Here is a 25,574-nt window from a genome sequence, read left to right as displayed (position 1 = left end):
ACTTTACCAATTTGACCAGATCTTTAATTTCATCCAGTTAATGAAATCTCGTGACCAGCGAAAGAGTAGATTGGTTTTACCCACTGTAATTTTCCCAACACCTTGCATACCAGGGGTTAGGGCAGGCGGAGAACCTATCCATGCAGCCTCAACTTTAAAGCCATTTATATTGTTTTGAACTGAAGCAACCGGAGTAATACGGGTGATACGAATTGGAAAAGTTTGATCTGGCAAGCTTGTTAGCTTTAAAACGCCGTTCTGGTTTTTTTGAATGAAGTGAATGTCTTTATCAGCAACATGCAAAATGACTTTATAGGCATCTTGTGATGCGATCTGGAATAATTCTTTACCATCTTCAACAGGCGTGCCAATTTGTTGAGCCCAGTCGCCGTCAATAATGGTTCCAGTAATTGGCGCGGTCACTTTAGTTTGATTAATCTTTCTTTGAATGGTCTGGATTTTTGCCTCTTGTTGCCTAATCTGATTGGCCGCTAAACCACTATCTGTCAGGTTCTGATCTGCCATAGCCACACGGAACTGATGTTGTGCCTGATCAAGTAAACTTTGTTGTTCAGCAATTTGTATTTTTAGATCAGTATTATCGAGTTGGATTAACGCTTGATCTTTTTTAACCTTATCTCCAGGGCGGACAAATACCGTTTGTATAAAACCTTGAGTTGGTGCTGAAATAATCCAGCGAGTTTTACCTTCAACATTTAGGTTAGCAGTAACTAACTTATCAACCGGAATTAAAGTAATACACAGTAGAAATACAACAATAAGGCCTGTAATAATTTTCCAAGCATAGTGACCTTCTGTACTGTATTTTTTTAATATATTTTTTGCAGACTTGAAGCTATGTTGAAGAAGGCTTTGTTCGGATTGATACCAATGTTGTAAAAGCGGATGAATTAAATCGATATTGCTTTTTAAGTATAAGCTTAACGCATTATGTACTTCATATTGTTCAAAATCACGGTCTTTCGCCACTAAAATAGCCTGAATTTTTCCATGATGAAAAATAGGATAGGCGAACCACTGATATTCTTTGAGGTCATGTTGTAAAAATAATGCTTGTAATGCGATTTCATTGAGTTTTTGCATTTCTGCTGCTCCTTTTTCTGTCCATGACAGTTCAGAGGAGACAACCCATTTCACTTTATGAGCATCTTTAACTAAAAAGTAATTTAATTGAATATCCTGATATTGTGCAAACTGTTTACGAATTTGGGTCGTGGTTTGATTGACCCATTCTTGTGCCGCAATTTGGAACTGTGTTTGATTAATGACATGTGCAAAAATTTCAAGAAGTTGTTCTGCTTGAATCGCATGTTGAAGCTTTTGACTTTGTTGCTCGTAAAATAACCACCCCATGCTGGTTCGTATAAGTTCCAGTGTCGTTTCATGAATAGGTGGTGTGATGGATAACCCAAGATACGAGGATGAGCTAGAATTTATCAGTAAATAACCAATAAGATAACCTTGTTCACTTTTTTGAATAGCAACAGGTTTATCTAGTGTTAACTGTTGTTTGATTACATTCCATAATTCATTAATTTGAGAGTCTTCAAAAGCATGGCTACCAAAATCTGTTAAATTTTCATAACAAACAGCCAATACATTAATATTCAGACGTTTAAGGTTAAGTAACCAGTGCTGAATAGCATCTGGTAAATTTTGTAAATTATTATCTGTCATAACGAGAACTTAATTGGGAAGAGGTTGAATAAAAAATATGGTCTATATCAATGATTTGCTGTTCAGTTAAAATACCTGTCGTAATTTTCAGTTTGATATAGTTTTGCCAAGCCTCATACCAAGCACTTAAACGTTCTTGTTTGTTTTCAAAATATTTTGCTTGTGCTTCCAAGACCTCAGCATTTACTCGCATTCCTACTTCATAGGCACGCTTATTGGCAATCCATGCTTTTTGAGATGAATCTTCGGCATCTTTCATGCCGTTTGCTTTATTAATTGCAGATAAAGTGCTGTAAAAGGCATCGAGCATCTGTGCTTTTTGTTTTTGAGTTGAGAGTTGTAGTTCATATCTACTTTTTTCTAAACTTGCTCTTTTCTCCTTAATTTTATAAGACGTTTCGGTGTTATACATTGGAATATTTAATTCAAAGCCATATAAATAATCTAGGCCATTTTGTTTACTAGTAAACGCAGAATCTTGTGAGTCCAGATTTCTAGTTAATTTCGCAGAAAAATTTAAAACAGGATATCTTTCTGCTTCAGATTGTTTAATCTCACCTTTAGCTACATCTAGATTGAGTTCTGACAATTTAATTTGATTATTCTTCTCTAGTAGTAACTGATTGTAGTGTGCCTGATCGGTATATGAGAGAGGAGGGAGTTTTTCTAAAGATGTTTTATTTTCAGCAAAACTGATGGTATCCGTTCCTATAAACTCGGCTAATATACTTTTTTCTTTCGCAATTTCAAAACGTATACTATTTTCTTGACTTTGCAGGGTAGATAGCTTTGCTTCTGCTTCTCTTAAATCAGTAATAGATACCATTCCCTGATTAAAATTTGCAGTTGCCATTTTCTTTTGTTCAAGAACTAAAATTTGCTGTTGTTGAATAAGATTAAGTTTAGAGTTGAGATTTAAAATTTTAAAATACTGCTCCACAATATTTTGTAAGAGTTCATTGTAGTTTGCTTGTAGTTGCTCTAAAGCAATTTTCTCTCCAATTTTATTTGTTTTAATTGCTTCATCTTGAGATTTGTTATAAACGGGAATAGAAAACTGAACCGCATAATTTCTTGAACGATAATCGGTTTCTTCGTGGGCTGGTTGTTTATTAAATCCCTTTTTCTCTTGAGCTGTAAAATTGATTTTTGGATCTTTACTGGCAAGTGCTTGGTTTGTTTTTTGTTTAGCAATTTCACTTTGAGTATAGGCCAATGGTAAATGTGGGGAATATAATTTTGCTTTATTAAATAATGTATATAAATCATCTGCTTGAGCAGAATTTATTGCTAAAAGAGAGAGTGCCCCAGCAAATGTGTTTTGTAAAAATAAAGTGGTGAATTTGTTCATCATGTAAAAAATTGTATGTTTTTGTAATTTTCTCATAAAAATAATAAACTTGGTAGAGGAATTGGAAATTGTTTTATTAAAATTATTTTGGATTATCTTAGTGTTGAAATAATTAAATTAAAAAGGAAAAGTGAGTAATTAAAAATCTATTTAAGTTTTAATAAAATGAGTTATTGTTCTTATATTAAAATTGAATTTTAAATGAAAGGATAAGTCCTATTTTTATCTTGGAAATGTTGATTGGTTAACATTTTTAAATTTAAGATTTTTAATTTAAGTTAATAAATTTTGATTTTTAAATAATAGAAATCACATAATTTTTAGTCTGAAATAGATCAAAAGATAACAAACTAGATTTAACAAAAAATTAGAAATCTATTGATAGAAAAATTGTGAGACCTACTTTTTAAACAAAAACCTTAAATCATATTGCCTATAAAACTTTTTAAGCAAATTGGCAGCATGAGCAAGAAGAGTTTTGCACTTTATTTCAAAGTACTATTTGTAGAGTAGAGGTTGTAATGGAGATAGAATACCTGCTTTATAAACCCAATTTAACAATAACCTACTCATTGTTTAGCCTTACTTTTTTAATGATCTAATTTAAAACAAATGTCATTTTGTGTGCTTGACGCCAATAAACTTGGGCACTATTCTTTGCCTGCTGGCCTACATTGCCAGCCGGCTTTGACAGGCTGAATGAAAGATCGCATCAGAGTTATTCCGTCTGAGGAATACTCTTATGTGTAAACTCCTCGTCTCCCTTTTTGTAGCGGTAGGACGGAAGGGGGACACCTTCGGGTGTGCTGGTTATATCTTTCACCAGTCTGTCAACCCTCTTTCGTTCTGCCACCATAATTTCTATTCATGTCGGCAGAACTCCCAATAAAAAAGGAGTTGGCTTTGCACATCCATTATTTCTTGGCAGCCCTTGCCAAAAGCTATAACGACACAGCTTAAAAATTTAAAGCAGCTTGAACGCCGTAAGGTTTTCAGGCTTTAAGTCATTTTTACTTAAAACTTAGCAACAACAAACTTGAGATGTGCCAAGCACTGTCTTACGGCTTTGCTGTGCCTTTTTTATCCCAAAAGGACACAGTTTTTTTCTTTTAGAAACAACAAGAATTTTATAACGGTAAAACTATGCGAAATTTAGAAACCTCTTCCAAAAAACTACATGTCGTTCAAACCACCATACAACTCATTACGATACATGGGTTTCATCATGTAGGTGTGGACCTGATTGTTAAAGAAACCCAAATTGCCAAAGGTACGCTTTACAACTATTTCCACTCTAAAGAACGCTTAATCGAAATGTGTATTGCCTTTCAAAAGAGCCTGCTCAAAGAAAAAGTGCTCTCTATTATTTATTCAAACCATTACCGAACACCAATCGATAAACTCAAAGAAATAGTGGTTTTCCATGCCAATTTAAACAGTCTGTATAACTTTTTACTTAAAGCTATTTTTGAAATAAAACTACTTTACCCACAGGCTTATCGCATGGCAGTTGAATATCGAAAGTGGCTGCTGCATGAAATTTTTGATTTGATTTTTAGCGGAGAAACTCGCGAGCCAAAATTCGATGCCAACATGGTGGTAAACCTGATAGATGGTTTGTTACTACAAGTTTTAAGCTCGAATAGTTTGGAAGAAAGAGATGCTGTGATGGAGCAGTTTTTTAAAATATCTGTCTGAATTTTAAAATAATGTAAGTAATAGCATGTATGGTCTGCTTGATTTTTGCCAAATAAGCAGACCAAAGGCCGCTTGCAATAAGCTGACGTGATGAATTGGGGAAATTAAAATTTCACTTAATATATTGTTTATATTGCAAAAAAATATTTTTTTGACTTTATGGGAGTAATATTGCTATTTTTAATTACGCTAATAGTAAATAAATTACGAATAACGTAATTAAAATGGATTAATTTAAAGCATGTCATGGAGAAGGGAATACCATGAAAGAAGTTGCATTAAGTGATTTGATCAATCAGCAAAAAGTTGGACGTTATCAAAAATTTATTCTGATCACCTGTTTATTACTCATGATTATGGATGGCTATGACATTCAGTCTATGGCTTACGCAGCCCCAATGATTATAGAAGACTGGGGTGTTCAAAAAACCATGTTAGGGGTGGTGTTTAGTGCAAGCTTATTTGGTTTGTTTGTCGGATCATTTTTATTAAGTTCACTTTCTGATCGTTTTGGTCGCCGTCCGATACTACTCATTTCGACCTTTATGTTCTCGGTATTGATGCTGTTAACACCCCATGTCGGCAATATTGAGCAATTGACCGTAATCCGCTTTGTTACAGGAATTTTTTTAGGCGGCATCATGCCAAATGTGATGGCTTATAGCTCCGAAATTGTGCCCTATAAATCTCGTATTTTTACCATGATGGTCATTTCTTGTGGCTATACGGTAGGGGCAATGTTGGGGGGCGGTATATCCGCCTTACTCGTTCCTTGGGGCGGTTGGCAGTCGATTTTTTATTTTGGCGGTATTATCCCTTTAATTATTTTCTTTATTACATACTTTAAGATGCCAGAATCTTTATATTTTCTGAGTGAAGATAACAAAAATACGCCTAAAATTTTATTTTGGTTAAAGAAATTTTATCCTGCATTAACATTCAATTCAGAAATAAAAATCATTAATAACACTGAAGTCGAGATTAAAAAGTCGCCGCTTGAATTGTTTAAAAATCAGCGCGCATTTTTTACCTATTCCATCTGGATCATCAGTATTTTAAATATGATCAGTCTCTATTTTCTGGCGAATTGGCTACCCACCTTAGCCAAAGAGTCAGGTCTTTCATTAAATCAGGCATTAATGATCGGTTCGACCTTACAGTTAGGTGGGACGATTGGTAGTGTGGTGATGGGACTTAAAATTGATAAGACAGGATTCTATAAAGTACTCATTCCTGTTTTTATCGTTGCCGTGATAAGTGTTGCTTTAATTGGCTATGCTGTTAGCCATATTGTTTTACTATTTATAATTATTTTTATAGCTGGCTTCGCAATTGTTGGTGGGCAGCCTGCTATTAATGCACTGTCTGCAAGTTATTATCCAGTTTCACTTCGTACTACAGGAGTAGGTTGGAGTATTGGAATTGCTCGTTTAGGGTCGGTTATTGGGCCGCTATTTGGTGGGTATCTCTCTCAATTTTTGGTCATTACCCATTTATTTGTGATTGCTGCAATACCTTCGCTCTTCGTCATTATCATGCTGAGTGTTCAGGCTAAATACCGATCATAACAATGTCTACATACATCATTTATATAGTGCACATATAGACCGTAATTATGATCGGTGAGTGGCTAAAGAGAGTAGGTCACAAGCTAGTTCAAGAGTTATTTAACTCGATACCACGTTTGATTTCGGCCAATTGCAGAAATACCAATATAGCCACGCGCGGTAAGTTTTTCGCCGTCTGGAGATACAGTTACGCTAAAGCGATAAGTTTTGTCTGACTGAGGGTCGAGAATAGATCCTTTGTCATATTTATTTTTACCTACGCTTTTTAAATTTTTGACAATGGTTAGACCAACTAAAGATTTGTTTTTATAAGTGCCTTCACACATCGTACATTTGTTGGCTTCGCTTGGAACAAGGATTTTTTCAATGTTTGCAGTAAGAAGCCCATTTTTATCTTCACTAAATTTTACCAGTGCTCTAGGCTGATTTGTTTCATCATCAATGGTTTTCCAAACACTGCCATGTAGTTTGTCCGAAGCAAATGAATGTATCGAATAGAAGCTAAGTAAAAGTAATAATAAATATTTTTTCATATCCATGATTTCTCGAGTTAAAGGTGGATGGTTTTAGTCACTAGAATTATTCATTTTAAATTTAACTTCACAGTTTTCTTAGTATTAAATCTATAAGCTAAACAATATGTAAAGTTATATTTTATTGGGCTTTATATTATTTTGATCACCTTTTTTATGCAATTGCGAGAATGTACAGAATTGTTTGGTTCTTTAGAGAATGCTGTTGGATGGTGCGAATGAGGTCGTACTTCTATTGATTACGGACTAAGTAAAAATAGGTAATTGTTTTAACTAACGCTTAGTTATTTTTATATGATATTAAAGGAGTACAAAAATATAATATAAAATTTTAAAAAAAATTAAAAAATAATATAAGTTGCTTAATGTATATATAAATATATTTAAAAAGCTAGAAAAGAATTATTTTTTGAATAGTTCTGTTTGTTGATTTTAGTGATTAACTGGTTGTATTTTATGAATAATTTAAGGTTAACTTTTTTTGGATTTTTGTCTGGTTATATATATTGTTTTTTAACAGTTACACTTCAAGCTGCTTTCACTCATTTGGGCTATCCAGTTTCTTTTATCTCTACTATGGTATTTGCTTTATTGCCTTATTCTTTTAAATTTTTATGGAGTGGTTTCGCTGATTCAGTTGATAAGTCATCTATCAAATTTTTAATATCAATATTTATACTCTTAATAAGCTTTAATTTCTTTATATTAATCGCATTTTCGGATTTATATAGTATTGTTTTTATTATAATGTTACTCAATTTGGCTTTCTTGGGTGCATGTTTTGATATCCTGACTGATGCAAATTTAATTAAAAATTTTACAGATGAAGAGCGTACCTCTTTGTTGTCTTATTACATTTTTGGATGGAGAATCGCTTCTATTTTTGCAGGTGGGGCAGTTTTATTTATTTTTAATAAAATTTTCCAAGGAAGTTTAAGTCACTTGTTTATATTTTCATCTTTGATTTTTCTGCTTTTTTTTATAGTTTTTAATGTTAATAAATTAAGCGATTTTTGGAAATTTAGTCGGGAAAATTTATTTTATTTTTTAATGTTTTTACCACCAATCTCTTTATTTTTTATTGTTAAAACCAGTCTATACAATTTAAAAGATTCGTTTTCTGTTCTTTCTGATATAAGTAAATTATTTTTTTATTCAACGTTTTATAAGCTCTTTGATTTAACTTTGTCATCTTTTGTGATCATATTCTTTATCAAAAAGTTTGAACTAACGCTTGAGTTTTTTGGAGTGGTAAATACTGTTCTACCACTATTCGCTGTAGTGTTTTGTGGTTACGCTTGGGGGCGTATGAGTAGTAAATTTCCTGCAAAATATATAATGTTTTTTTCTTTGTTATTGAAATCATTAACCTTGTTGTTCTTTATCTATGTAAGTTTTTATAATGAAATTAATAAAGTTTATTTACTTGTTTTGTTCTCATTCAATATTGTTTCATCTAGCTTTGTTACTTATTCTTTTTCAAATTATTTAATGCAAGCTGTTAATGGTGCTAGGTCATCATTTAAATTTTCTATTTTGACATCTTTGTCTATGCTTTTAATTTTGGTATCTGTGCCAGTTGCATCTTATTTAGTTGATAATTATAACTGGATTTCATTTTTTATCTTTATATTTGCTCTTCAAATCTTAAGTTATATCTCTGTTTTTAAAATAAAATAATTTTATTTGTTAGGTTGGTTCGTGGCACATGGACATAGTCTTGTATAGATCAATAAAGTGCCATAAATGAACTTCTTTGAGTCGTATTTATTGTTAGGTAGGAATGCTGGCTTAGATATCCTTTTCCTTATTAATAGATAAGACAATTTAGAATGATATTCCTTTCAGTTATTCAATTCTTTCAAACTCTATTTTTAATATATTTTCTATATTCTAATGGATTCATATTTAAGATCTTTGTAAAAGCTTTCCTAAAGGCAGTATCTTCACTGTAGCCACAATTTTGTGCGATTGTCTTAATAGATAAGCTATTGTTTTCTAATAAATAACATGCTTTTTCTATTTTAAATCGAGTAATTAAATCTTTGGGACTTTCATTCGTTAATTTCTTAACTTTTCTGTAAAGCGTTCTTTCGCTTATATTTAATTTTTCTGCTAGTTCTTCAAGTGAAATATTCGGATTAGTATATTTAATAAACTCTTCAATTTTCATGAGCAAAGGATCAACTGAACTCGTAAAACCTTCAGGTACATATATTTGCTGAGATACGGGCTGTGCTCCTGCAACTGCTAAATCTGAGATTGCTTTAGCGACTTCTGGTCCTGCAAATTGACTAACAATATAAAGTACGAGTTCAATCCAAGAGAGCGGACCACCAGCTGTAATAATATTTTTATCTTTTTCAAAGGTTTTGCCCCAACTTAACTTTCCATGGGGAAATCTTTTTTGAAAGGTATGATACAACCACCATGTAGTAGCATAGTTCTTCCTATTTAATAAGCCTGCATCTCCAAGTACGAAGGTTCCAGCACAAACGCCACATATAATTGTTTTTTTGATATTTTCGTTTTGAAGCCACTCTAATACTGCTTTATATTCTGAAGGCATAATAGGAGTTTGCTCATCGCTCAGCATCATTCCCGGCACAATAATTAAATCACTATTTATTGCTTCTTCTATCGAAAGATCTACATCTATCATTTTATTTTGTGCATTTACGACAGGCTTGCCATCAATACTTACGAGCTCAACTTTAAACTCATTAATCTCACTTAAGTTTTTTAAATTCAATAAGTTTTTGCTTTTTATAATATTGTTAGCAATCCAGAAAATATCATTAATTCCAGCTATGGCTGAATAAATACAAAACTGAGGTACATAAATTAAGATTTTCATAAGATCAACTTACATAATTTGGCTGATTTTACATGAATGTTGTCTTATAAGACATCTATCCCATAAATTCAAACCTACTATACTTTTAAAAAGTTGAATAGTTATAGGAATGAATGATGATGAAAAATAATAAAGTTAAAAGTTTAATTTATCGTTTAACGCTATCTGCGTTAACTCTATCTCCATTTGTAATTCAAAATGCTCATGCAGCAGTTAAAAATATTGTTTTAGTACATGGTGCTTTTGCTGATGGATCGAGTTGGAATGCAGTTTCAAGTCGATTGCAATCGCTTGGATACCATGTTACTTCCGTTCAAAACCCATTAACTTCTTTAGATGCAGATGTTGATGCAACAAAAAAAGTTTTAGAAAGACAAAAAGGTGATGTACTTCTTGTTGGTCATTCTTGGGGTGGCGTGGTTGTAACAGAAGCAGGTAATGCATCAAATGTGAAAGGCATTGTTTATTTATCAGCGTTAGTACCAGATAGTAATGAGTCGGCATCTGATTTACTCACGCGCTTAAAATCTCCAATGGAAGGGCTTGAGCCTGATAAAAACGGTTTGATTTGGTTAGATGATGCTAAAACGTTTCAACATGTAATGGCCAACGATATGTCGGAAAAGCAAGCCAAATTACTTGCATCTGTTCAACAGCCTATCTCTGCTAAAGCATTCACTCAAAAAATTTCTGAAGCTGCATGGCGTGTAAAACCTACATGGTATCTCATTACAACTCACGATAATGCATTGAGTTCGCGAACACAGGAATTGATTTCTAAACAGACTCACTCAAGTGTAATGCGAGTTAACTCTAGTCATTTATCTCTGATTTCTCATCCAGATCAAGTTTCCAAACTGATTGATAAAGCAGCTAAAAGCTTTAAATAGTAATTCCTTAGGCGGTATTTATGAAAATTTTACATATTGATTCGAGTATTCTTGGCGAACAATCTATATCTCGAAAACTGGCAGCTACATTTATAGAACGCTTGAATGAAGCAGATCATCAAAATGAAATTACTTATAGAGATATTGTTAAAGATCCTATAAGCCATTTAACAGGAGAAATCGCGGCAGGTTTTAGAAACTTAAATATAAATATTTCTGATGAAAATGTAATTAAAGAACATCAGCTTTCCGATGAGTTGGTTGCCGAGTTCTTAAATAGTGAACTCATTATAATCTCAGCCCCTATGTATAACTTTTCTATTCCCACTCAGTTAAAAGCATGGTTTGACCGAATTGCACAGGTTGGTAAAACATTTAAGTATACTGAAAATGGCCCCGTAGGCTTATCAGAAGGGCGTAAAGTAGTAATTTTATCTGCAAGAGGAGGATTCTATTCAAAAGAGCCTTTCTCTCATATGGACTTCCAAGAAAAATACATCACAGCTTTTTTCAATTTTTTAGGTATTAAAGATATTTACTTTGTTAGAGCAGAGGGAACATCAAAAGCCCCAGCCATTAAAGATATTGAAATTCAAAAAGCTTTGTCGAGTATTGATGAAGTCATTAGCAACTTAAGTAAAAGAGAAGATTGATTATGCTTTCATGTATTACGTTAACTTATAAAGTTTCAGATGAGATCATTCGTAAGCATCTTGAAAGTCACAAAGCATGGTTGAAGGAAAACATTGATTTGGGTCATTTCATCTTTGCTGGACCTATCGAAAATGAAAACGCTGGTTTTATTCTAAGTACACTCGTTAATAAAGATCATCTTCAAGATGTTCTTAAGAGTGATCCATTCGTTGAATTTGATTTGGTCGAAATTGAAGTAAAGAAATTATCTTCAATCATTAAAAATAAAAACTTTCTATTTTAACTTTAGATAAGGGGGTAATAATTTATTTAGCTATTGTTTAAAAAGATAAACTGTTAATTTAAATCAATTTTTGATTTTTAAAATGCAGCTTAATAAGGTTGGTAAATTAAACTTTGTTAAGCTTCAGCATTTAAAAAAATGATTTTTAAGTACCTATTACATTGAGGTATCTGCTAGTTTTCAACTCCTAATGAAATAGTTTATTAAATGTAATTAACAGGAATAAAAAATATTAACTACTTTTTAAACTAAATTAATTACGTTGAATGCATCACAAATTATAAGAGTAATATGAAAATCATGTGATTATTATCGATTGACAGTATGCAATATTAAGCTTTATAAATAAAACGAACCTGAAAAAACTGTTTCTTTAGTAAAACAGAAAAATGACATTATAAATTTGACAAGACATTAGAACATAAAGATAAGGAGAAGAAATGAAACTCATTAAACACGCCTTATTTTCTCTTATAGGAATACTCTTAATAAATAGTGCAGAGGCTGCAAGCGCATCTACGTCATTAAAGGTTAGCTTAACTATTGTAGAAAGTTGTGAAGTCTCAACACAAGGAAATTTAGATTTCGGTTCAGTTGTACGTGCGCAGCCAGTTGCTGCCGCTAGAACCGATGTAACTGTCCAATGTAACCATAATACACCGTATCAATTGGCCGTAACTTCCGACAATAATTTTGAGCTTAAATCTGCTACAAGTCCTGCCTCTGTCGCATATATACTGTATCAAGATGCAGGGCATACTCAAATTTGGGGAAATGTAGCAAGTAAAATGCACTCAGGAATCGCAACAGGAATGAAAGAAAATATACCTATTTATGGAGTAATTAAGTCGAGTACCAATGTGCAGGCTACAAAGTATGAAGATTGGGTTCGTGTAAATGTTGTCTACTAATCGCAGCTCTGCAAGGTGTAATTAATAAGACCTTGAGAGCTGTATAAATGATTTTATTTATTGGTGAGCCATTGAATTGAGGCATCAAACAGTTTTAAGCCATCGTCAGATAGATTGGTAAACGTGTCATTGTTAAGAAAGAACATGAGACGTTTTGCTGGCGCTAAAGATTCATAATCCATGGTTGCACCTTTTTCATATCCCCAAATTGCGACTTTCTCAGGTTGTCCATAAATCGTTGCGATAATGGTGGCACCTAAACCCGGCTTACCCCAACTCATAGGAGCTTGAGCTTTATACACATTGCGGGTTCCGGCAGGAAGATGCGCAGACAATGGATGCGGCGCATTGACCAACCACAAATAACGTTCTTTCTCGACTTCGCCAAAATCGGTATTTATACGTTTACCTGTCATAGCCAAGTCATCAAGATAATCGTTTTCCCACGTCATGAGTGGAAGGGGTAGTTGACGCCAACCAGATTGAAGGTTTTTAGAAGCAACTGTAGATGAAATAATGACTAAATCTGTGTTCTTTAAGGTGTTTGGTGAAACAGATTGATCTAATACCTCAACTTGATAGCCCTTGCTTTGCAAGTATTTTTGAATGGCAATATCTGTACCAGCCGATGCACCTTTAACTTGAGAGATGAGGGCAATTCGTGTTTGAGCATAAACTGCTGAGCTAAACAATGTGCCAATCAACAGGACAACGGAAAGAAGCTTTTTCATAATGTTCTCAAAAGAGCAGTGATTTAGGCACTGCTCTGATCCCATGTTTTAAAATTTAAAGGTTGCACGTAATACTGCTTGGCGAGAGTCACCTTGAGACACGGCTAAATTGTTGACGCTGGCTGTGTAGTAGGTTTTGTCGAAGATATTATTTAAATTAAATTGGAACGTGACTGCTTGTTTGGCAATAGTCGTGTCATAACTTACAAAGGCATTGGCAAGGGTGTAGTCAGGCAGGTCAAAGGTATTTTCCGAATCGCCAGCGCGTTTACCCACATAATTACCGCTTACGCCAAAACGTAAATTACCGTTGTAAAGTTCACCATAGTTATATGCCAATGCTAAAGAAGCAGTATTTTTCGCTACATTATTTAAGCGATTGCCTTCAAGGCCGCTTTCATCTTCAGTTACTTTCGCATCTGTATAGGCATAGGTGAGGGTTGCATCAAGTTGATCGGTTACACGTCCTGTCAGGTCAAGCTCAGCACCTTTAGAACGAACTGCACCCGTAGTATGTAGTTCAACTTCACCAGTTGATGAGTTAGTCACTTTAGCTAAAACATTACGCTTTTTAATATCGTAGAGTGCAAAGTTAGCTTTGATACGGTCATTTAACTCATATTTTGCACCAACTTCATAAGACTTGGCTTGTTCAGGTTGAACATCAGAGTTAATAACAGCATCGCCACCCAAAGGTGCAATAGAAGAAGACGGTTTAAGTGACTCGGTATAGCTGCCATAGAATGAAAGCTGGTCATTCCATTTATAAACTAAACCTGCATGTGGGAGCCAAGCATCATCGTTAGTGTTGGTATTTTCTTTAAACGGTCTGCCACGTCCAGCCGTTTGCTGATAGTTCAGGTAACGACCACCAAGCACAGCAATCCATTTTTCATTTAAGTGAATTGCATCTTGCACATAAAAACCGTAAGTGTGTAGTTTATCTGTTTGGTCACTATCTGATGCGACCACATTTTGAGATGCTTCAACAGTTCCATAACTTGGATTTAAATAATCTAAAGTTGAAGTATTGCCACGAACCATATCTGGACGGAAATACTTACGGTATTCGATGTCTGAACCGAACTGAATATCATGCTTTAAACCAAACAAATTAGTTGAACCATTAATATATGCTTGAGCATTACTGTCTACGCTTTGGGCATTTAAAGTCGCATCGGTACGGCGTGTCACGGTATGTTTAGTTGTATCTAACTTGGTTACACGTAATTGGTTAGCATCATAAGTTTCGTAGTTGTAGGTATAACCAAAGTGAGCCGACCAGTTATCATTAATTTGGTGATCTACCAACAATTGCGCCAAATGATCTTCGCCTTTCATTTGGTTAAACGCTTCATCTAGACGTTGGTATTTAGAGATGGGTAGGGCTTTGTTGGTTTTCGGGTCAAAAACGGTAGAGCGGTCAAAAGGTACATCAAAGTGACGATATTGATAACTCAGGTTCACTTTAGTTTGACCATTATCCCATGCGACAGACGGAGCAATTAAAGTCTGTTTGAGATTACCAAAATTACGCCAATAGTCAGCGTCGGAATGATCTGCAATAAAGCGATAAGCAAAGTTACTGTCGCTAATTGCGCCTGTGGTATCTATGCTTGCACCTAGACCATTTTTACCTGCTGCAAAGCTTGAACCGTAAACGGAAAGTTCAGTTTTCTGGGTAGTCTCAGGTTTTTTTGTAATGACATTGACCACACCACCCGGATCCATAATGCCATAGAGCAATGAAGATGGGCCTTTTAAAACTTCAACTTGTTCAACTGCCGCATTCATGGTTCGGCCTTGCACAATTGGCATACCATTTACGGTAATTGAGCCGTCACGGTTATCACCAAAGCCACGCTTCATTACTGTGTCTTGTGTACCGCCTAAAGTATTACCCTGCGTAATGCCGCTGACTTGGGTCAATGCATTGTCCAAGTTTGCAGGCAAATAATCTTTCATGTATTGCTTGGATACAACGTTTACGGTTTGCGGGCTTTCTAAATTTTTTTGTTTGCCTCTAAGCATCGACGCCGTTTGTGTTGCGATATAACTTGAGTCTGCTTCAGCCTGAACCTTAATCGTTTCTAGTTGTGCTGGTTGAATCGCGGTTGTTTCTGCCCAAGACATCATTGGGATGAGGGATAAAAGTAAGGGGCTACTATGTTTTAAAATTTCAACAGTAATTAAATTTTTACGCGGGGAGAAAGCAAACATAAGTATACCTAAGTGATATAAAAATCGTGAAAGGCTAAAAAAGAGCGACTATTCAAGCGAACAAACAAGAGTGCTGACTAGACTCAAAAAAGTGAGTAAAGTATATATAAATGAGACTCATTTGCAATGGTTGTGGGTGATAAAGCCGTAGGAAAAATTAATAATAATTTAACTTTTTAATTAGATTATCTTTTATGCTCGGCCACTCTTCATCAATAATGCTGAATCTGACTGAATTTCTTTTTCTCCCATCAGGCATGATTCGCTCATTTCTAACCACACCTTCTTTCTGGGCACCAAGTCTTAAAATCGCATTTTGGGATTTTTCATTGAGTACATCTGTTGTGAACTGAACTCTAACGCAATTTAGCTCTTCAAAGGCATATTGAAGCAGCAAATATTTTGCTTCTGTATTTGCGTATGTTCGTTGCCACGATTTTGAGTACCAAGTACTTCCAATTTCTAACTTTAAATTTTTTCTATCTATTTTCCAAAATCTGGTAGACCCAATGATTTTTCCTGTAGCAATATCTTCGACTACAAAAGGAAGTACCGTACCAGCGTGGTAACCTTCTAGTGCATGCTGAATATAGTCATCTACTGTTTCTGCTGAAGGGACTACAGTGAAAGGGAGGTTCCATAGTTCTCCATCTGAAGCAGCGGTAACTAAGTCTCTTGAATCTTCAATAGTTAATATGCGTAGTCGAATACGATGGCTTGAAAGAGTTATGTTTAAAGGCATAACAGAGGTCCTAGCTAAAAAGTACTAAATAAAGCCGTTTATCCAAATCTTATTTAAATCGACTATTAAGATCGCCACTTGAAACAGAAGTATTGAGCGAATGGAAATTGCCTGACTCGGCAATCGCACTTGCTGTTTTAATAAAACCATCCCAAGCTGAACGAGCTAATGCTCCACCAAGACTAATACGTCTTACACCCAAGTCTGCAAGTTCTGCTGCCGTTAAATCACTATCCCAACCAATTAAAACGTTTACAGGTTTTGGTGAAACGGCATTCACCACAGCGATGATTTGTTCACGAGTTTTAATACCAGGCGCATACAGGCAGTCAGCACCAGCTTCTGAATATGCTTTTAACCTGTTAATGGTATCTTCTAAATCGGGTACACCCACAAAGAAGTTTTCAGCACGACCAATAAGCATGACGTTAATTCCGCTTTGGTCGATCGCTACGCGAGCTGCTCGTATTCTTTCAACTGCGTCAGGAATATCACGAAGCGGCTTTTCACCATTTCCGGTTGAATCTTCAATAGAAATACCCGCTATACCTGTATCAATTGCCATTAGAACATTTTCAATGACGCCTTGAGTTGTATCTGAAAAGCCACTTTCAAAGTCAGCATTGATAGGTAGGTTAGTGGACTGAACCATATAACGTAGATGTGCCAAGGTTTCATCTCGGTCGAGTTGACCATCAGCCTTTCCAGAAGACCATGCAGAACCTGAGCTTGTTGTTGCCAGTGCTTTATAGCCCAGTTGTTCGAGTATTTTTGCACTGCCTGCATCCCAAGGGTTGGGTAAAATAAAGCATCCGTCTTTATGGAGATCGCGGAAAATTCTTCTTTTCTCATCGACTGAATTTTTCATTATTTCGTACTCTTTTTAATGTATTTACTTAAACTCAGTCACTCAATTTTGCCTTTAAACTAAGAGATTGAAAGACCAACTCAAGTCGAATGACTATAACAACTTTTTAATGTATACAAATACAACCACTTCTTCATTTCAAATAAGAAAATCAAAATAAAGTCATGTCCATTTTGGGGATATTGATTATAGTTTTCTTGAATTTATATAAATCTGTTTATCGTCATAAAAAATCATAGTGAGTGTTTTATTATTTTTGTAGTTAACAGGGGAGAACAAACCAGAAACTATTTTTATGTCTAATAAGGATCTGCTATGAAAAACACTTATTTAGTGACAGGCGCTACAAAAGGTATTGGAAAAGCAATTAGCGAAAAACTGTCCTTGCAGGGACATCATGTCATTGGCATTGCCAGAAATATCGACCATATAGACTTTCCCGGACAGCTTTTTAGTTGTGATTTATCCAATATAGAACAAACTGAAGAAACCTTAGCATTAATTGCTAAATCTCATGTCATACATGGAATTGTAAATAACTCAGGAATTAGCTTGCCTCAACCTTTAGGCCAGATTTCCTTTCTTGCCTTGGAGGAGGTTTGGAACTTAAATGTAAGAGCGGCTATACAAGTAACTCAGCATTTTGTTGCGCAACTAAAAGAACAGCGCTTTGGACGAATTATTAATATTGGCAGCAGAGCAATTTACGGAGCAAAACAACGCACAGCATACTCGGCAGCAAAAAGCGCCTTGGTCGGGTGTACTAAAACTTGGGCACTCGAGTTAGCTGAGTTTGGAATAACGGTAAACTGTATAGCACCAGGGCCGATTGAAACGGAACTTTTTAGAAAAACCCGACCTGTTGGAAGTGAAGCTGAAAAAGCGATATTAGAAAGCATTCCTTTAGGACGGATTGGCACACCACAAGATGTTGCACATGCAGTCGCTTTTTTATTGTCAGATCATGCAGGTTTTATTACCGGCCAAGTTCTCAATGTTGATGGTGGTGGAAGCTTATAGATAATTGTAAAAGTGCTTAAATACTAAAATTTAAACTTCATCTCGTCTAGTTTTTAAGAAAAGATGAAAATATTTATAGGAAAACATACCTTATAAAAGGTATGGTTTTGTAATGTTGATTCATTCTAAATGGCAGACGTAATCAATCACTTCATCTGTAATAATTTTAAATTTACTATTTTCAGGAACATTAAAAGACTCACCACTGGAATAGACTTTAGTATCCGGATCATCGCCAATTTGAACACTACATTTCCCTGAAATGATCTCAATGCGTTCTGAAACGTGGGTTTTAAAAGTTAAAGCTTTTTCTGTTGGAAGAATCACCCCTAAAGTCTTTTTTGTACCATCTTCAAGTTCAATAACATGACTAATTGAGTGTCCTTCGTAATGAACATTCGCTTTTTTTGTTATAGAAACAGCATCAAATTGATTTGGCATTTTTCTTGTCTCTTTTATTGTACCGAATATGTACAAGATAATAATAAAAGCTCATCTAAACTTTCAAGCTTTAAAAATAGATTATTAAGTGAACAATACAAATAAATGCGTCTCGAATGCGCGGAGATCATTTAAAACATAGGTAAATATTTTTTTTTATTAAAATTAGAATAACAATCTAATATATTGTTCATTGATTTGATTTATTGCAAACACATAGTGCAGAGAAGCTTGAAGGTATGAAGTTAAATTTAGATAAATATGACCGTGTAATATTAGATCTTCTACAGAAGGACTGCACATTGGCAATAGGTGATATTGCGGAAAAGGTGGGATTAAGCAACACGGCTTGTTGGCGCAGAATACATAAGATGGAAGAAGAGGGTATTATTCGTGCAAAAGTCGCTTTGCTAGACCGTAAAAAACTCAACATTAATGTGATTGTGATGGTGTTTATTAAAACAGCACAACACAATATTGAGTGGATTCAAAAATTTCATTCTCATATCTATAGCATCGATGAAGTGATTGAAGTGTATAGAATGGCAGGTGAAACAGATTATTTACTTAAAGTTGCTGTATCGGATGTTGCTGAATTCGATAAAGTATATAAAAAATTAATTGAAATTAACGGATTGGCCGATGTGAGTTCTAGCTTTGCTATGGAGCAAATTAAATATACGACAGAACTTCCTTTAAATTTTTTCTAATAAAAACTGCGAATACTATTAAAAATTAAGGACCAGCAAAAATGCTAGAAGCTAAACCTTATTTACGTTCGGTACAAATTAAAGCAAATCATGGATGTAGAATAGTGTGAGAAGTACCTTTCATAAGAGCTAGTTCGAACAACAAGCAGATCTACACAGGACACTATAAAATCATATTTTACTATAAGAAATAAATATTGGATTAAAATTCTAATTTTAAGTAAAAATAAGAAATATAAATCTAATTTTAGGATAAAGAATAGAAAAGATTAAAATTTATATCCATTGAAACCTCACTATCATGAATTGGTAATAAAGTTGATATGTTTCTTGGAATATAAAAGTGAATCAATTCAGCACAGATGTCATTAATTTAGGACGAACACCCGAGCGCTTTGATGGTCTAGTCAATACACCTGTTTTTCGTGGTTCGACTATTGTTGTAAATAGCTTTAGTGAGTGGGAAGAATTTAAACGAAATGGTGGGGTGTATCGACATTACGGCCGTTTCGGTGCTGCAACAGCTAAATCTTTTGAAAGTGCAATCAATGCGCTTGAGGGTGGTGCGGGTAGTATGGTGTTTCCATCTGGGTTATCGGCATGTACACATGCACTTATGGCTTGTGTAGAAGCAAATAGCCATGTCTTGATTGCCGATAACATCTATGGCCCAACGCGAAACTTTGCTGACAATATATTAGCCAGAATGGGGGTAAGTGTTGAATATTTTGACTCTACTAACCTTGAGGCATTAACTGAAAAAATTAATCATCGTACTAGTGTGGTGTTTATTGAGTCACCGGGTTCAATGACATTTGAACTGAGTGATGTTGCGGCAATTTCTGCAATTAGTCATCAATATAGCGCAAAAGTATTAGTCGATAACTCTTGGGCAACGCCGTTACTTTTTCAACCCTTAAAGCATGGTGCTGATATTTCTATTCAGTCCGTAACCAAATACATTGGTGGCCATTCTGACATACTCATGGGCGTGGCTACTGCAAATGCCGAAACATACGAGCAACTCACGAAAACAGGTCATTTGTTTGGAGAGACCACAAGCCCAGACGACATTTATTTGGCTTCACGTGGCCTGCGAAGTTTGGCAGTAAGATTAAAACAGCATCAAAATAGTGCTCTCATTATTGCTCGATTTCTAGCAACGCATCCGGCTATTAAGGAAGTGCTTCATCCGGGCTTAGAAACCAGCCCTTATCATGATTTGTGGTTAAGAGATTTTCATGGTTCATCTGGAGTATTTGCTTTTTATTTAAAAGAATCTGAACCTTCTTATGTGCAAAAATTCTTTGATTCATTGCAATTATTTCACATTGGTTTGTCTTGGGGTGGGTTTGAAAGTCTGATTTTACCTGTTGGACAAGCTTATCGAACCCATACGAATCTACCTAAAGATGGTTATTTAGTACGTTTAAATATCGGACTAGAATCGGTGGTCGATTTAGAAAAAGATTTGGAATATGCACTAAAGTGCGCAGAACAAATGCTTGTTGAAAGTGTTATATAGTCATCTTAAACCTAACTTTGCACATCAGCCGCTTTATGTGTGACAGACGCTATCATTTTATTAGATATTGTATAGCGACCATCTACTAATTGGGATTCTGTTGCTGCGATATTATGTTCGTTTACTGTCGGTGCAAAAGCGAATTTAAACTTTATAGATCATCTAATTTTATGAAAGAAAGCCCTATTAAAAGGGCTTTGCCATCATTTAGCTAAGTTTTAAATACTCATCTTTTAATTTATCTAGGAAAATAAACAAGTTTTGGTTCATTTCTTGGTAGTCATGACTCCTCAATTCTTCTCGGGTATTAACAAATTTATAATCATGAGCTTGATTGAGTTCAGTTGCTGAATGTTGAATGAGTAATTCAACAACTTCAGGCGTTAGTTCCATATGACATTGCAAACCATAAACTAATTTTGAGTATTCAACGATTTGTCGCGGACAGCCTGAACTAAAAGCAATAATTTTTGCATCGCTGGTTAACCCGGGCATATCATTGTGCCAGTGGCCAACTTCTGTCATTTTTCCTAAATGTGAAAATAGAGAATTTTTTAAACCATACTCTGTCAGTATAATAGGAAACTTACCAATTTCTCTTTCAGGGCTATGTTCAAACTTGGCACCTAAAGCTTCACCAATGAGCTGTGAACCTAAACATACCCCTAAAACGACTTTGTTTGCTTGGATGGCTTTCTTAATAACCGCTTGTTCAGCAAGTGAATTAAAATGAGGACACGCAGCAATGGGTGTATCTGGACTTTGTGGGCCACCCATTACAATCAGGAAATCTATTTCTTCAACCGTAGAAGGTAAGGGGTCATTTAAATACACTCTTGAATATGTCATTTTACAGTGATTATTTTGACCCCAAATTTCATATGCACCAGGTGCTTCAAAATCTTCATGAACAATAAAATGTAGGTGCATGATAGTTCCCTAAATTCAAAGAAGGTATAGATAGGTTTATTGCTAGATCTAAGCCAAAGATAGGTTATGAAGCTTAAGGGCTAGTGAACACATCCAGTTTTTCAAAGTTATATGGTCCAGTTTGGTATATTCTTTGCAGTTGTTGCTAATTCGATTATTTGAAAAAAAAGAATATAAAATAAAAATAATCATTTAATTTATTTAATAATTTTAAATTATATTTAATTTTTCTTGTTGTAACTGTGATTTAAAGATAAATTTCTTAAATATTTTTATTTATGTGCTTATTCAAAAAATTAATAAGTGATAATGATTTTTAACATTATATAAAAATATACTTAAAAATTGTAAGTTGTTGTATTTGATAAAGACTATGAGTATGTTTTTTTATTCATTATTTGTAGTTATATTTCCATTTAGTATAGTTTTAAAATTTTAAACTATTAAATAGAAAATTATTTACTATTTGTTTATATAATAAATTGTAATTGTTTTTTACAAATGTAAGCGAATGTTTGCTGTAGAATCAATAAATTAATTTATATAAATTGCTTGAATAAGTGTTCTTTTGATGTATAATGAAGTCAACTAGAAAAAAGACTTATTAGTTTAGTAAATCCTCTTTTAGTATCGAAGCTTTATTCATAATCCTCCGTTTTTAAGATCTTAAGCTCAATTCGTTATTTTTTCCAAGTTAAACCCGTCATGTCTCATGGCACAAGTTCTTAAAAATCAATAGGATGTATATCATGTCTAACAACACAGCTACTGGTACAGTTAAGTGGTTCAACGAAACTAAAGGTTTCGGTTTTATCCAACAAGATTCAGGTCCAGACGTTTTTGCTCACTTCAAAGAAATCGCTTCTTCTGGCTTCAAAACTTTACATGAAGGTCAACGCGTGACTTTTAATGTTGTGCAAGGTCAAAAAGGCCCTAGCGCTACAAACATCATTCCTCAGTAATTAGTACTGTAGAATAGAAAAAGCCCTCATTTGAGGGCTTTTTTATTGACTAAAAAAGAATAATTTCATCTTAGCCCCACCAAACTCTAATCAAGTGTTGTCTGAATGATTTGTACTAAGACTTTTTGATGAAGAGAAAGGATAGTTTGAAGAACAATTTTAAATTGAACCTGTTAGCTCAAGGATTTCTCATCCTGAAACTTAAAAAATCGCTTAATCGTATGAGAATAATATAAGAGGTATATAAAACCTTATATTACATTGAGTAAATATAAGGCTTTAATAAATTTGATGTTAACTGAAATTTTAAAACAGATCTTTTAATTGATGTAAAAATCTCTTTTATATAATTTAACTAGCGATGCGTGCTTCTGTTTTTTCAAGCTCAATTATTTTAATAATATAAGACCATGTTTTTTCCCGATTAACTAAACCTTTATCAATTGTGCCATCAATAATAATGCCATCAAGAATATTCAGAAATAGTGTAGTTAATGCTTCAGGATCCTCAACATAAACTTTAATTAATATCGAAAAAACAAGCGTATAGATCCATTTACGATAGTCGTTAATAGGATTTTTTACTGAAGGATAAACTTGTACAACTTCCATGGTCGCCTTTTTAAATAAGCAGCCATTAAAATCGTCGGTATAAATCCAGTCAATATACCAATCAAATAAGCTCCTGAGCTGAACTAAAGGCAAATCTTTAGTATTGATTCTTTCTAATATAGCTGCCTGAATGTCGGAATTTCTCTTGTAAAGGCATGATTCTATTAAATTTTCCTTGGACGGAAAATACTTGTAGAATGTCATTTTTGCTACATTAGATTCAGCAATAATTTTGTCAATTCCAATGCCGTTATAGCTTTTCTGATTAAAAAGGGCTATAGCTGTTGTTATAATAGTGTCTCTTTTTGACATCAATTTCCCCATTGTAAACTTTTGAATTCCGTTTCTTTTTAAAGTGGTCTCTTATAAAAGTTAATTTCAATCATATTGAAAAGATTGTCGTAATACAACAGATGAAATAATAAAAATGACAATATTTTTTGCTATCAATTGTTAATTAATTTATTAAAAAAATTTATTAAAACATGGATTGATTTGTGTAAATAATAAACCTAATATCGAATTGTTTAGGGATGAGTATACAATTTTATTGAGTAGCAAATGAATGCGCAATTAAAATAATGGAGAACTCAAAACCTAACTATAAGAATTAATTTGTTATTGAGAATGATTATGTCAAAAAAATTTGAAGATTTTAATAATCCAAGACAAAAAGCTTTACTGGGGATGAAGAATAGTATTCCTTCACAACAGTGGGAAGAAAATCTAGCATTTCTCAAACAATTAAGAGAAAAAATCGCTAAATTACCAGTATGTACACATCCAGCAATTGAAATTTTAAATAACGGACAGCTTGATAAATTTACCTTAACAAAAATTCATTTGGAATATCGTCACGCTATTGTACAAGTATTTACGGATGCTTTATTAATGGCTCAATTTCAGACTAAACAATTAGAACCGAAATTACACTCTGGAGCTAAAATGTTCCCACGTGTTTTATTAAGTTTAAATATACTAGATGAATTTGGTTTTCGACCTGGAACAGACCAAGATAATTATTATTTGGGTAATCCTGAATATGCACATTATCCACTTTATGAAGATTTACTTAATGATTATGGTCTAAATGAACAGGATCGAAGATCATACCATCCTTCAAAAATCGCAGATCAGGTAAGAACGTTTTTAGAATCTTCATACGATAGTTATATTAAAGTTGTTGCATTGCTTGCGGTTGCAGAAGAAGAAGTCATTCTTTTTAGTCCTCCGCTACGTGAGGCGACTAAGGCTGTTGGAATTGAGGTTGAGGGTGGTGGCTATTACCATGTACATGGTGTATCGACTGACGAGACATCAGAAGCAGCAGATGATGATCATGAAGATGACTTGTGGTTTGCATTGGCTCAAGGCATAACCAAAGATGATTATGAAAGTCTTACCAAGCTGTGTATGGAGTACTGCGCTTTATGGAATGAATTTTGGGATGCCCAAATTGCTTATGTCGATTTTATGGAGACAAAAAAACTGGCATAAACTTAATATTCCATTCCGAATGCTTCACGAAAGCTTATCCAATAGTGGGTAGGCTTTTTTATTGGTGGTTTTATCTTAATCTTATACGCATAAGCTAACAAATTAACAGCAACCGATATTCACCATCATTTTCAACTGGTGCTCTATGCACACACGGTAAAACCTTTTGAGTGGGATGATCTACCGCCAAACGCCACAAGTGTCCTGTACCCAAATTTATAGGTTGTGCATGGGCTTTAGGCTGGTAATGTAAATCAAAAAAATACTCTGCTAAAAAGCTTTCAAATTCCGTTTCTGGGCCGTTGTGTAATGCTTTGAGTTTTTCTCTAATTTCTGGAATTAAAACTTTTTGTTCAACCTGATCATTAGGCACAATATCGCTGGCCGCGCCGTGATAGGTACATAAAAAAGTATCAGTTTCTATAGGGGAACGATCAACATGAAATGAATAGACATCTGTTGAAATAAAATCTAGCTCTTCATCACGTTCATAATGTTTAAGTAAATTAAGTACAGGCGATGCACCCATATCAGTTAAAAGCTGCATGTCTTTTAAAATAATGTCTCGAGCCAAATCACCTTGTTCTGAAAGCTTAACTGCTAACAGGTCTTCAGTAGAAATTTCGGTAATATTTTCTTTTAACTCAAGCTTAGCCACAATTTCTTTAAAGTCGCCAAGCAAATTTCTGTGCCAACAAATAGCATTCTTATCTCCCTGAAAATGTGTATTTACAAGTTCAGCAAAAGTAGACACCACTTCAACTTGCTTGTGGTCAGAAAATGTATTTGTCATATGAAATTTAAATCGCTCAAAACCCTGCCAATCATACACGTTTAGCGCTTCTAGGGCTGCAATCTTTAGTTGTTAAAAAA

General features: G+C 34.3%; 24 protein-coding genes. 12 read left to right on the top strand and 12 right to left on the bottom strand.

What is annotated here, in order from left to right; genetic code table 11:
• Nucleotides 1-3: 3 nt before the first annotated feature.
• Together ABFY81_RS04065 and ABFY81_RS04060 are read right to left on the bottom strand one after the other, a co-directional pair.
• Nucleotides 4-1,698 (bottom strand): efflux RND transporter periplasmic adaptor subunit, encoded by a 1,695-nt coding sequence (locus ABFY81_RS04065; RefSeq protein ID WP_347913108.1) that lies wholly within the window; start codon nucleotides 1,696-1,698, stop codon nucleotides 4-6.
• On the bottom strand, nucleotides 1,688-3,085 hold the full coding sequence (locus ABFY81_RS04060; protein WP_347913107.1) for a TolC family protein: 1,398 nt from the start codon (nucleotides 3,083-3,085) through the stop codon (nucleotides 1,688-1,690). Before ABFY81_RS04060 ends, ABFY81_RS04065 begins: the two co-directional genes overlap by 11 nt.
• Before the next feature lie 1,107 nt (nucleotides 3,086-4,192).
• Here ABFY81_RS04060 and ABFY81_RS04055 point away from each other — a divergent pair.
• Nucleotides 4,193-4,747: a TetR/AcrR family transcriptional regulator gene (locus tag ABFY81_RS04055; RefSeq protein WP_191105437.1), complete on the top strand. Its 555-nt coding sequence runs from the start codon at nucleotides 4,193-4,195 to the stop codon at nucleotides 4,745-4,747.
• 263 nt (nucleotides 4,748-5,010) lie between these two features.
• Nucleotides 5,011-6,315 (top strand): MFS transporter, encoded by a 1,305-nt coding sequence (locus ABFY81_RS04050; protein ID WP_347913106.1) that lies wholly within the window; start codon nucleotides 5,011-5,013, stop codon nucleotides 6,313-6,315.
• 95 nt (nucleotides 6,316-6,410) lie between these two features.
• On the opposite strand, the gene ABFY81_RS04045 is transcribed toward ABFY81_RS04050, so the two are convergent.
• Complete coding sequence (locus ABFY81_RS04045) at nucleotides 6,411-6,848, bottom strand: DUF2147 domain-containing protein (protein WP_025465118.1); 438 nt, start codon at nucleotides 6,846-6,848, stop codon at nucleotides 6,411-6,413.
• Between the two features lie 456 nt (nucleotides 6,849-7,304).
• Here ABFY81_RS04045 and ABFY81_RS04040 point away from each other — a divergent pair, with 456 nt between their 5' ends.
• Nucleotides 7,305-8,528 carry a hypothetical protein gene (locus ABFY81_RS04040; RefSeq protein WP_347913105.1) on the top strand — a complete coding sequence of 408 codons (1,224 nt, stop codon included), beginning with the start codon at nucleotides 7,305-7,307 and terminating at the stop codon, nucleotides 8,526-8,528.
• Nucleotides 8,529-8,709: 181 nt separating this feature from the next.
• Here the strand turns inward: ABFY81_RS04040 and ABFY81_RS04035 are convergent, their stop codons facing one another.
• A complete protein-coding gene (locus ABFY81_RS04035) occupies nucleotides 8,710-9,705 on the bottom strand; it encodes a helix-turn-helix domain-containing protein (protein ID WP_347913104.1) in 996 nt (331 codons plus the stop codon).
• Between the two features lie 116 nt (nucleotides 9,706-9,821).
• Here ABFY81_RS04035 and ABFY81_RS04030 point away from each other — a divergent pair, with 116 nt between their 5' ends.
• From ABFY81_RS04030 to ABFY81_RS04015, 4 genes are all read left to right on the top strand, one after another.
• Entirely contained in the window at nucleotides 9,822-10,595 is a 774-nt protein-coding gene (locus tag ABFY81_RS04030; RefSeq protein ID WP_151762114.1) for an alpha/beta hydrolase, read from the top strand.
• 20 nt (nucleotides 10,596-10,615) lie between these two features.
• Complete coding sequence (locus ABFY81_RS04025; protein WP_347913103.1) at nucleotides 10,616-11,248, top strand: NAD(P)H-dependent oxidoreductase; 633 nt, start codon at nucleotides 10,616-10,618, stop codon at nucleotides 11,246-11,248.
• A gap of 2 nt (nucleotides 11,249-11,250) precedes the next feature.
• Entirely contained in the window at nucleotides 11,251-11,532 is a 282-nt protein-coding gene (locus tag ABFY81_RS04020; protein WP_347913102.1) for a YciI family protein, read from the top strand.
• A 440-nt stretch (nucleotides 11,533-11,972) separates the two neighbouring features.
• Nucleotides 11,973-12,443 (top strand): spore coat U domain-containing protein, encoded by a 471-nt coding sequence (locus tag ABFY81_RS04015; RefSeq protein ID WP_347913101.1) that lies wholly within the window; start codon nucleotides 11,973-11,975, stop codon nucleotides 12,441-12,443.
• Between the two features lie 53 nt (nucleotides 12,444-12,496).
• Here ABFY81_RS04015 and ABFY81_RS04010 read toward each other — a convergent pair whose 3' ends face one another.
• The 4 genes from ABFY81_RS04010 to ABFY81_RS03995 all read right to left on the bottom strand — a co-directional run bounded on the left by ABFY81_RS04010 (nucleotide 12,497) and on the right by ABFY81_RS03995 (nucleotide 17,004).
• Nucleotides 12,497-13,174 carry a hypothetical protein gene (locus ABFY81_RS04010; protein ID WP_151684531.1) on the bottom strand — a complete coding sequence of 226 codons (678 nt, stop codon included), beginning with the start codon at nucleotides 13,172-13,174 and terminating at the stop codon, nucleotides 12,497-12,499.
• A gap of 48 nt (nucleotides 13,175-13,222) precedes the next feature.
• Nucleotides 13,223-15,394 carry a TonB-dependent siderophore receptor gene (locus ABFY81_RS04005; RefSeq protein ID WP_347913100.1) on the bottom strand — a complete coding sequence of 724 codons (2,172 nt, stop codon included), beginning with the start codon at nucleotides 15,392-15,394 and terminating at the stop codon, nucleotides 13,223-13,225.
• 157 nt (nucleotides 15,395-15,551) lie between these two features.
• Nucleotides 15,552-16,136 (bottom strand): GNAT family protein, encoded by a 585-nt coding sequence (locus ABFY81_RS04000; protein WP_347913099.1) that lies wholly within the window; start codon nucleotides 16,134-16,136, stop codon nucleotides 15,552-15,554.
• Nucleotides 16,137-16,185: 49 nt separating this feature from the next.
• The gene (locus tag ABFY81_RS03995) at nucleotides 16,186-17,004 is read right to left on the bottom strand and encodes an isocitrate lyase/phosphoenolpyruvate mutase family protein (protein ID WP_347913098.1); all 819 of its coding nucleotides are present in this window, start codon (nucleotides 17,002-17,004) and stop codon (nucleotides 16,186-16,188) included.
• Between the two features lie 315 nt (nucleotides 17,005-17,319).
• Between ABFY81_RS03995 and ABFY81_RS03990 the strand changes: the two genes are divergently transcribed.
• Nucleotides 17,320-18,024: an SDR family oxidoreductase gene (locus ABFY81_RS03990; RefSeq protein ID WP_347913097.1), complete on the top strand. Its 705-nt coding sequence runs from the start codon at nucleotides 17,320-17,322 to the stop codon at nucleotides 18,022-18,024.
• A gap of 120 nt (nucleotides 18,025-18,144) precedes the next feature.
• Here the strand turns inward: ABFY81_RS03990 and ABFY81_RS03985 are convergent, their stop codons facing one another.
• A complete protein-coding gene (locus ABFY81_RS03985; RefSeq protein ID WP_004702576.1) occupies nucleotides 18,145-18,465 on the bottom strand; it encodes a pyrimidine/purine nucleoside phosphorylase in 321 nt (106 codons plus the stop codon).
• A gap of 206 nt (nucleotides 18,466-18,671) precedes the next feature.
• Between ABFY81_RS03985 and ABFY81_RS03980 the strand changes: the two genes are divergently transcribed.
• The gene (locus ABFY81_RS03980) at nucleotides 18,672-19,175 is read left to right on the top strand and encodes an Lrp/AsnC family transcriptional regulator (RefSeq protein WP_347913096.1); all 504 of its coding nucleotides are present in this window, start codon (nucleotides 18,672-18,674) and stop codon (nucleotides 19,173-19,175) included.
• A gap of 343 nt (nucleotides 19,176-19,518) precedes the next feature.
• Nucleotides 19,519-20,700 carry a cystathionine beta-lyase gene (gene metC, locus ABFY81_RS03975; protein ID WP_347913095.1) on the top strand — a complete coding sequence of 394 codons (1,182 nt, stop codon included), beginning with the start codon at nucleotides 19,519-19,521 and terminating at the stop codon, nucleotides 20,698-20,700.
• A 207-nt stretch (nucleotides 20,701-20,907) separates the two neighbouring features.
• On the opposite strand, the gene ABFY81_RS03970 is transcribed toward metC, so the two are convergent.
• Nucleotides 20,908-21,630 (bottom strand): type 1 glutamine amidotransferase, encoded by a 723-nt coding sequence (locus ABFY81_RS03970; RefSeq protein ID WP_347913094.1) that lies wholly within the window; start codon nucleotides 21,628-21,630, stop codon nucleotides 20,908-20,910.
• 749 nt (nucleotides 21,631-22,379) lie between these two features.
• On the opposite strand from ABFY81_RS03970, the gene ABFY81_RS03965 reads away from it, so the two are divergent.
• Nucleotides 22,380-22,592: a cold-shock protein gene (locus ABFY81_RS03965; RefSeq protein ID WP_002054492.1), complete on the top strand. Its 213-nt coding sequence runs from the start codon at nucleotides 22,380-22,382 to the stop codon at nucleotides 22,590-22,592.
• A gap of 351 nt (nucleotides 22,593-22,943) precedes the next feature.
• Here ABFY81_RS03965 and ABFY81_RS03960 read toward each other — a convergent pair whose 3' ends face one another.
• Entirely contained in the window at nucleotides 22,944-23,516 is a 573-nt protein-coding gene (locus ABFY81_RS03960) for a TetR/AcrR family transcriptional regulator (RefSeq protein WP_019457351.1), read from the bottom strand.
• Between the two features lie 321 nt (nucleotides 23,517-23,837).
• Here ABFY81_RS03960 and ABFY81_RS03955 point away from each other — a divergent pair, with 321 nt between their 5' ends.
• Complete coding sequence (locus ABFY81_RS03955; protein WP_100193299.1) at nucleotides 23,838-24,701, top strand: hypothetical protein; 864 nt, start codon at nucleotides 23,838-23,840, stop codon at nucleotides 24,699-24,701.
• A gap of 94 nt (nucleotides 24,702-24,795) precedes the next feature.
• Here ABFY81_RS03955 and ABFY81_RS03950 read toward each other — a convergent pair whose 3' ends face one another.
• The gene (locus ABFY81_RS03950) at nucleotides 24,796-25,494 is read right to left on the bottom strand and encodes a DUF1826 domain-containing protein (RefSeq protein WP_347913417.1); all 699 of its coding nucleotides are present in this window, start codon (nucleotides 25,492-25,494) and stop codon (nucleotides 24,796-24,798) included.
• Nucleotides 25,495-25,574 lie beyond the last annotated feature (80 nt).

This window comes from Acinetobacter sp. WA-87 (assembly GCF_039938935.1).
GTDB lineage: Bacteria > Pseudomonadota > Gammaproteobacteria > Pseudomonadales > Moraxellaceae > Acinetobacter > Acinetobacter seifertii.
This window is presented reverse-complemented; position numbering and strand designations above follow the sequence as displayed.

Bases quoted from the DNA above. Each gene is read 5' to 3' on its own strand.
- ABFY81_RS04065 (WP_347913108.1), bottom strand. From the start codon at position 1,698: ATGACAGATAATAATTTACAAAATTTACCAGATGCTATTCAGCACTGG.
- ABFY81_RS04060 (WP_347913107.1), bottom strand. From the start codon at position 3,085: ATGAGAAAATTACAAAAACATACAATTTTTTACATGATGAACAAATTC.
- ABFY81_RS04055 (WP_191105437.1), top strand. From the start codon at position 4,193: ATGCGAAATTTAGAAACCTCTTCCAAAAAACTACATGTCGTTCAAACC.
- ABFY81_RS04050 (WP_347913106.1), top strand. From the start codon at position 5,011: ATGAAAGAAGTTGCATTAAGTGATTTGATCAATCAGCAAAAAGTTGGA.
- ABFY81_RS04045 (WP_025465118.1), bottom strand. From the start codon at position 6,848: ATGAAAAAATATTTATTATTACTTTTACTTAGCTTCTATTCGATACAT.
- ABFY81_RS04040 (WP_347913105.1), top strand. From the start codon at position 7,305: ATGAATAATTTAAGGTTAACTTTTTTTGGATTTTTGTCTGGTTATATA.
- ABFY81_RS04035 (WP_347913104.1), bottom strand. From the start codon at position 9,705: ATGAAAATCTTAATTTATGTACCTCAGTTTTGTATTTATTCAGCCATA.
- ABFY81_RS04030 (WP_151762114.1), top strand. From the start codon at position 9,822: ATGATGAAAAATAATAAAGTTAAAAGTTTAATTTATCGTTTAACGCTA.
- ABFY81_RS04025 (WP_347913103.1), top strand. From the start codon at position 10,616: ATGAAAATTTTACATATTGATTCGAGTATTCTTGGCGAACAATCTATA.
- ABFY81_RS04020 (WP_347913102.1), top strand. From the start codon at position 11,251: ATGCTTTCATGTATTACGTTAACTTATAAAGTTTCAGATGAGATCATT.
- ABFY81_RS04015 (WP_347913101.1), top strand. From the start codon at position 11,973: ATGAAACTCATTAAACACGCCTTATTTTCTCTTATAGGAATACTCTTA.
- ABFY81_RS04010 (WP_151684531.1), bottom strand. From the start codon at position 13,174: ATGAAAAAGCTTCTTTCCGTTGTCCTGTTGATTGGCACATTGTTTAGC.
- ABFY81_RS04005 (WP_347913100.1), bottom strand. From the start codon at position 15,394: ATGTTTGCTTTCTCCCCGCGTAAAAATTTAATTACTGTTGAAATTTTA.
- ABFY81_RS04000 (WP_347913099.1), bottom strand. From the start codon at position 16,136: ATGCCTTTAAACATAACTCTTTCAAGCCATCGTATTCGACTACGCATA.
- ABFY81_RS03995 (WP_347913098.1), bottom strand. From the start codon at position 17,004: ATGAAAAATTCAGTCGATGAGAAAAGAAGAATTTTCCGCGATCTCCAT.
- ABFY81_RS03990 (WP_347913097.1), top strand. From the start codon at position 17,320: ATGAAAAACACTTATTTAGTGACAGGCGCTACAAAAGGTATTGGAAAA.
- ABFY81_RS03985 (WP_004702576.1), bottom strand. From the start codon at position 18,465: ATGCCAAATCAATTTGATGCTGTTTCTATAACAAAAAAAGCGAATGTT.
- ABFY81_RS03970 (WP_347913094.1), bottom strand. From the start codon at position 21,630: ATGCACCTACATTTTATTGTTCATGAAGATTTTGAAGCACCTGGTGCA.
- ABFY81_RS03965 (WP_002054492.1), top strand. From the start codon at position 22,380: ATGTCTAACAACACAGCTACTGGTACAGTTAAGTGGTTCAACGAAACT.
- ABFY81_RS03960 (WP_019457351.1), bottom strand. From the start codon at position 23,516: ATGTCAAAAAGAGACACTATTATAACAACAGCTATAGCCCTTTTTAAT.
- ABFY81_RS03955 (WP_100193299.1), top strand. From the start codon at position 23,838: ATGTCAAAAAAATTTGAAGATTTTAATAATCCAAGACAAAAAGCTTTA.
- ABFY81_RS03950 (WP_347913417.1), bottom strand. From the start codon at position 25,494: ATGACAAATACATTTTCTGACCACAAGCAAGTTGAAGTGGTGTCTACT.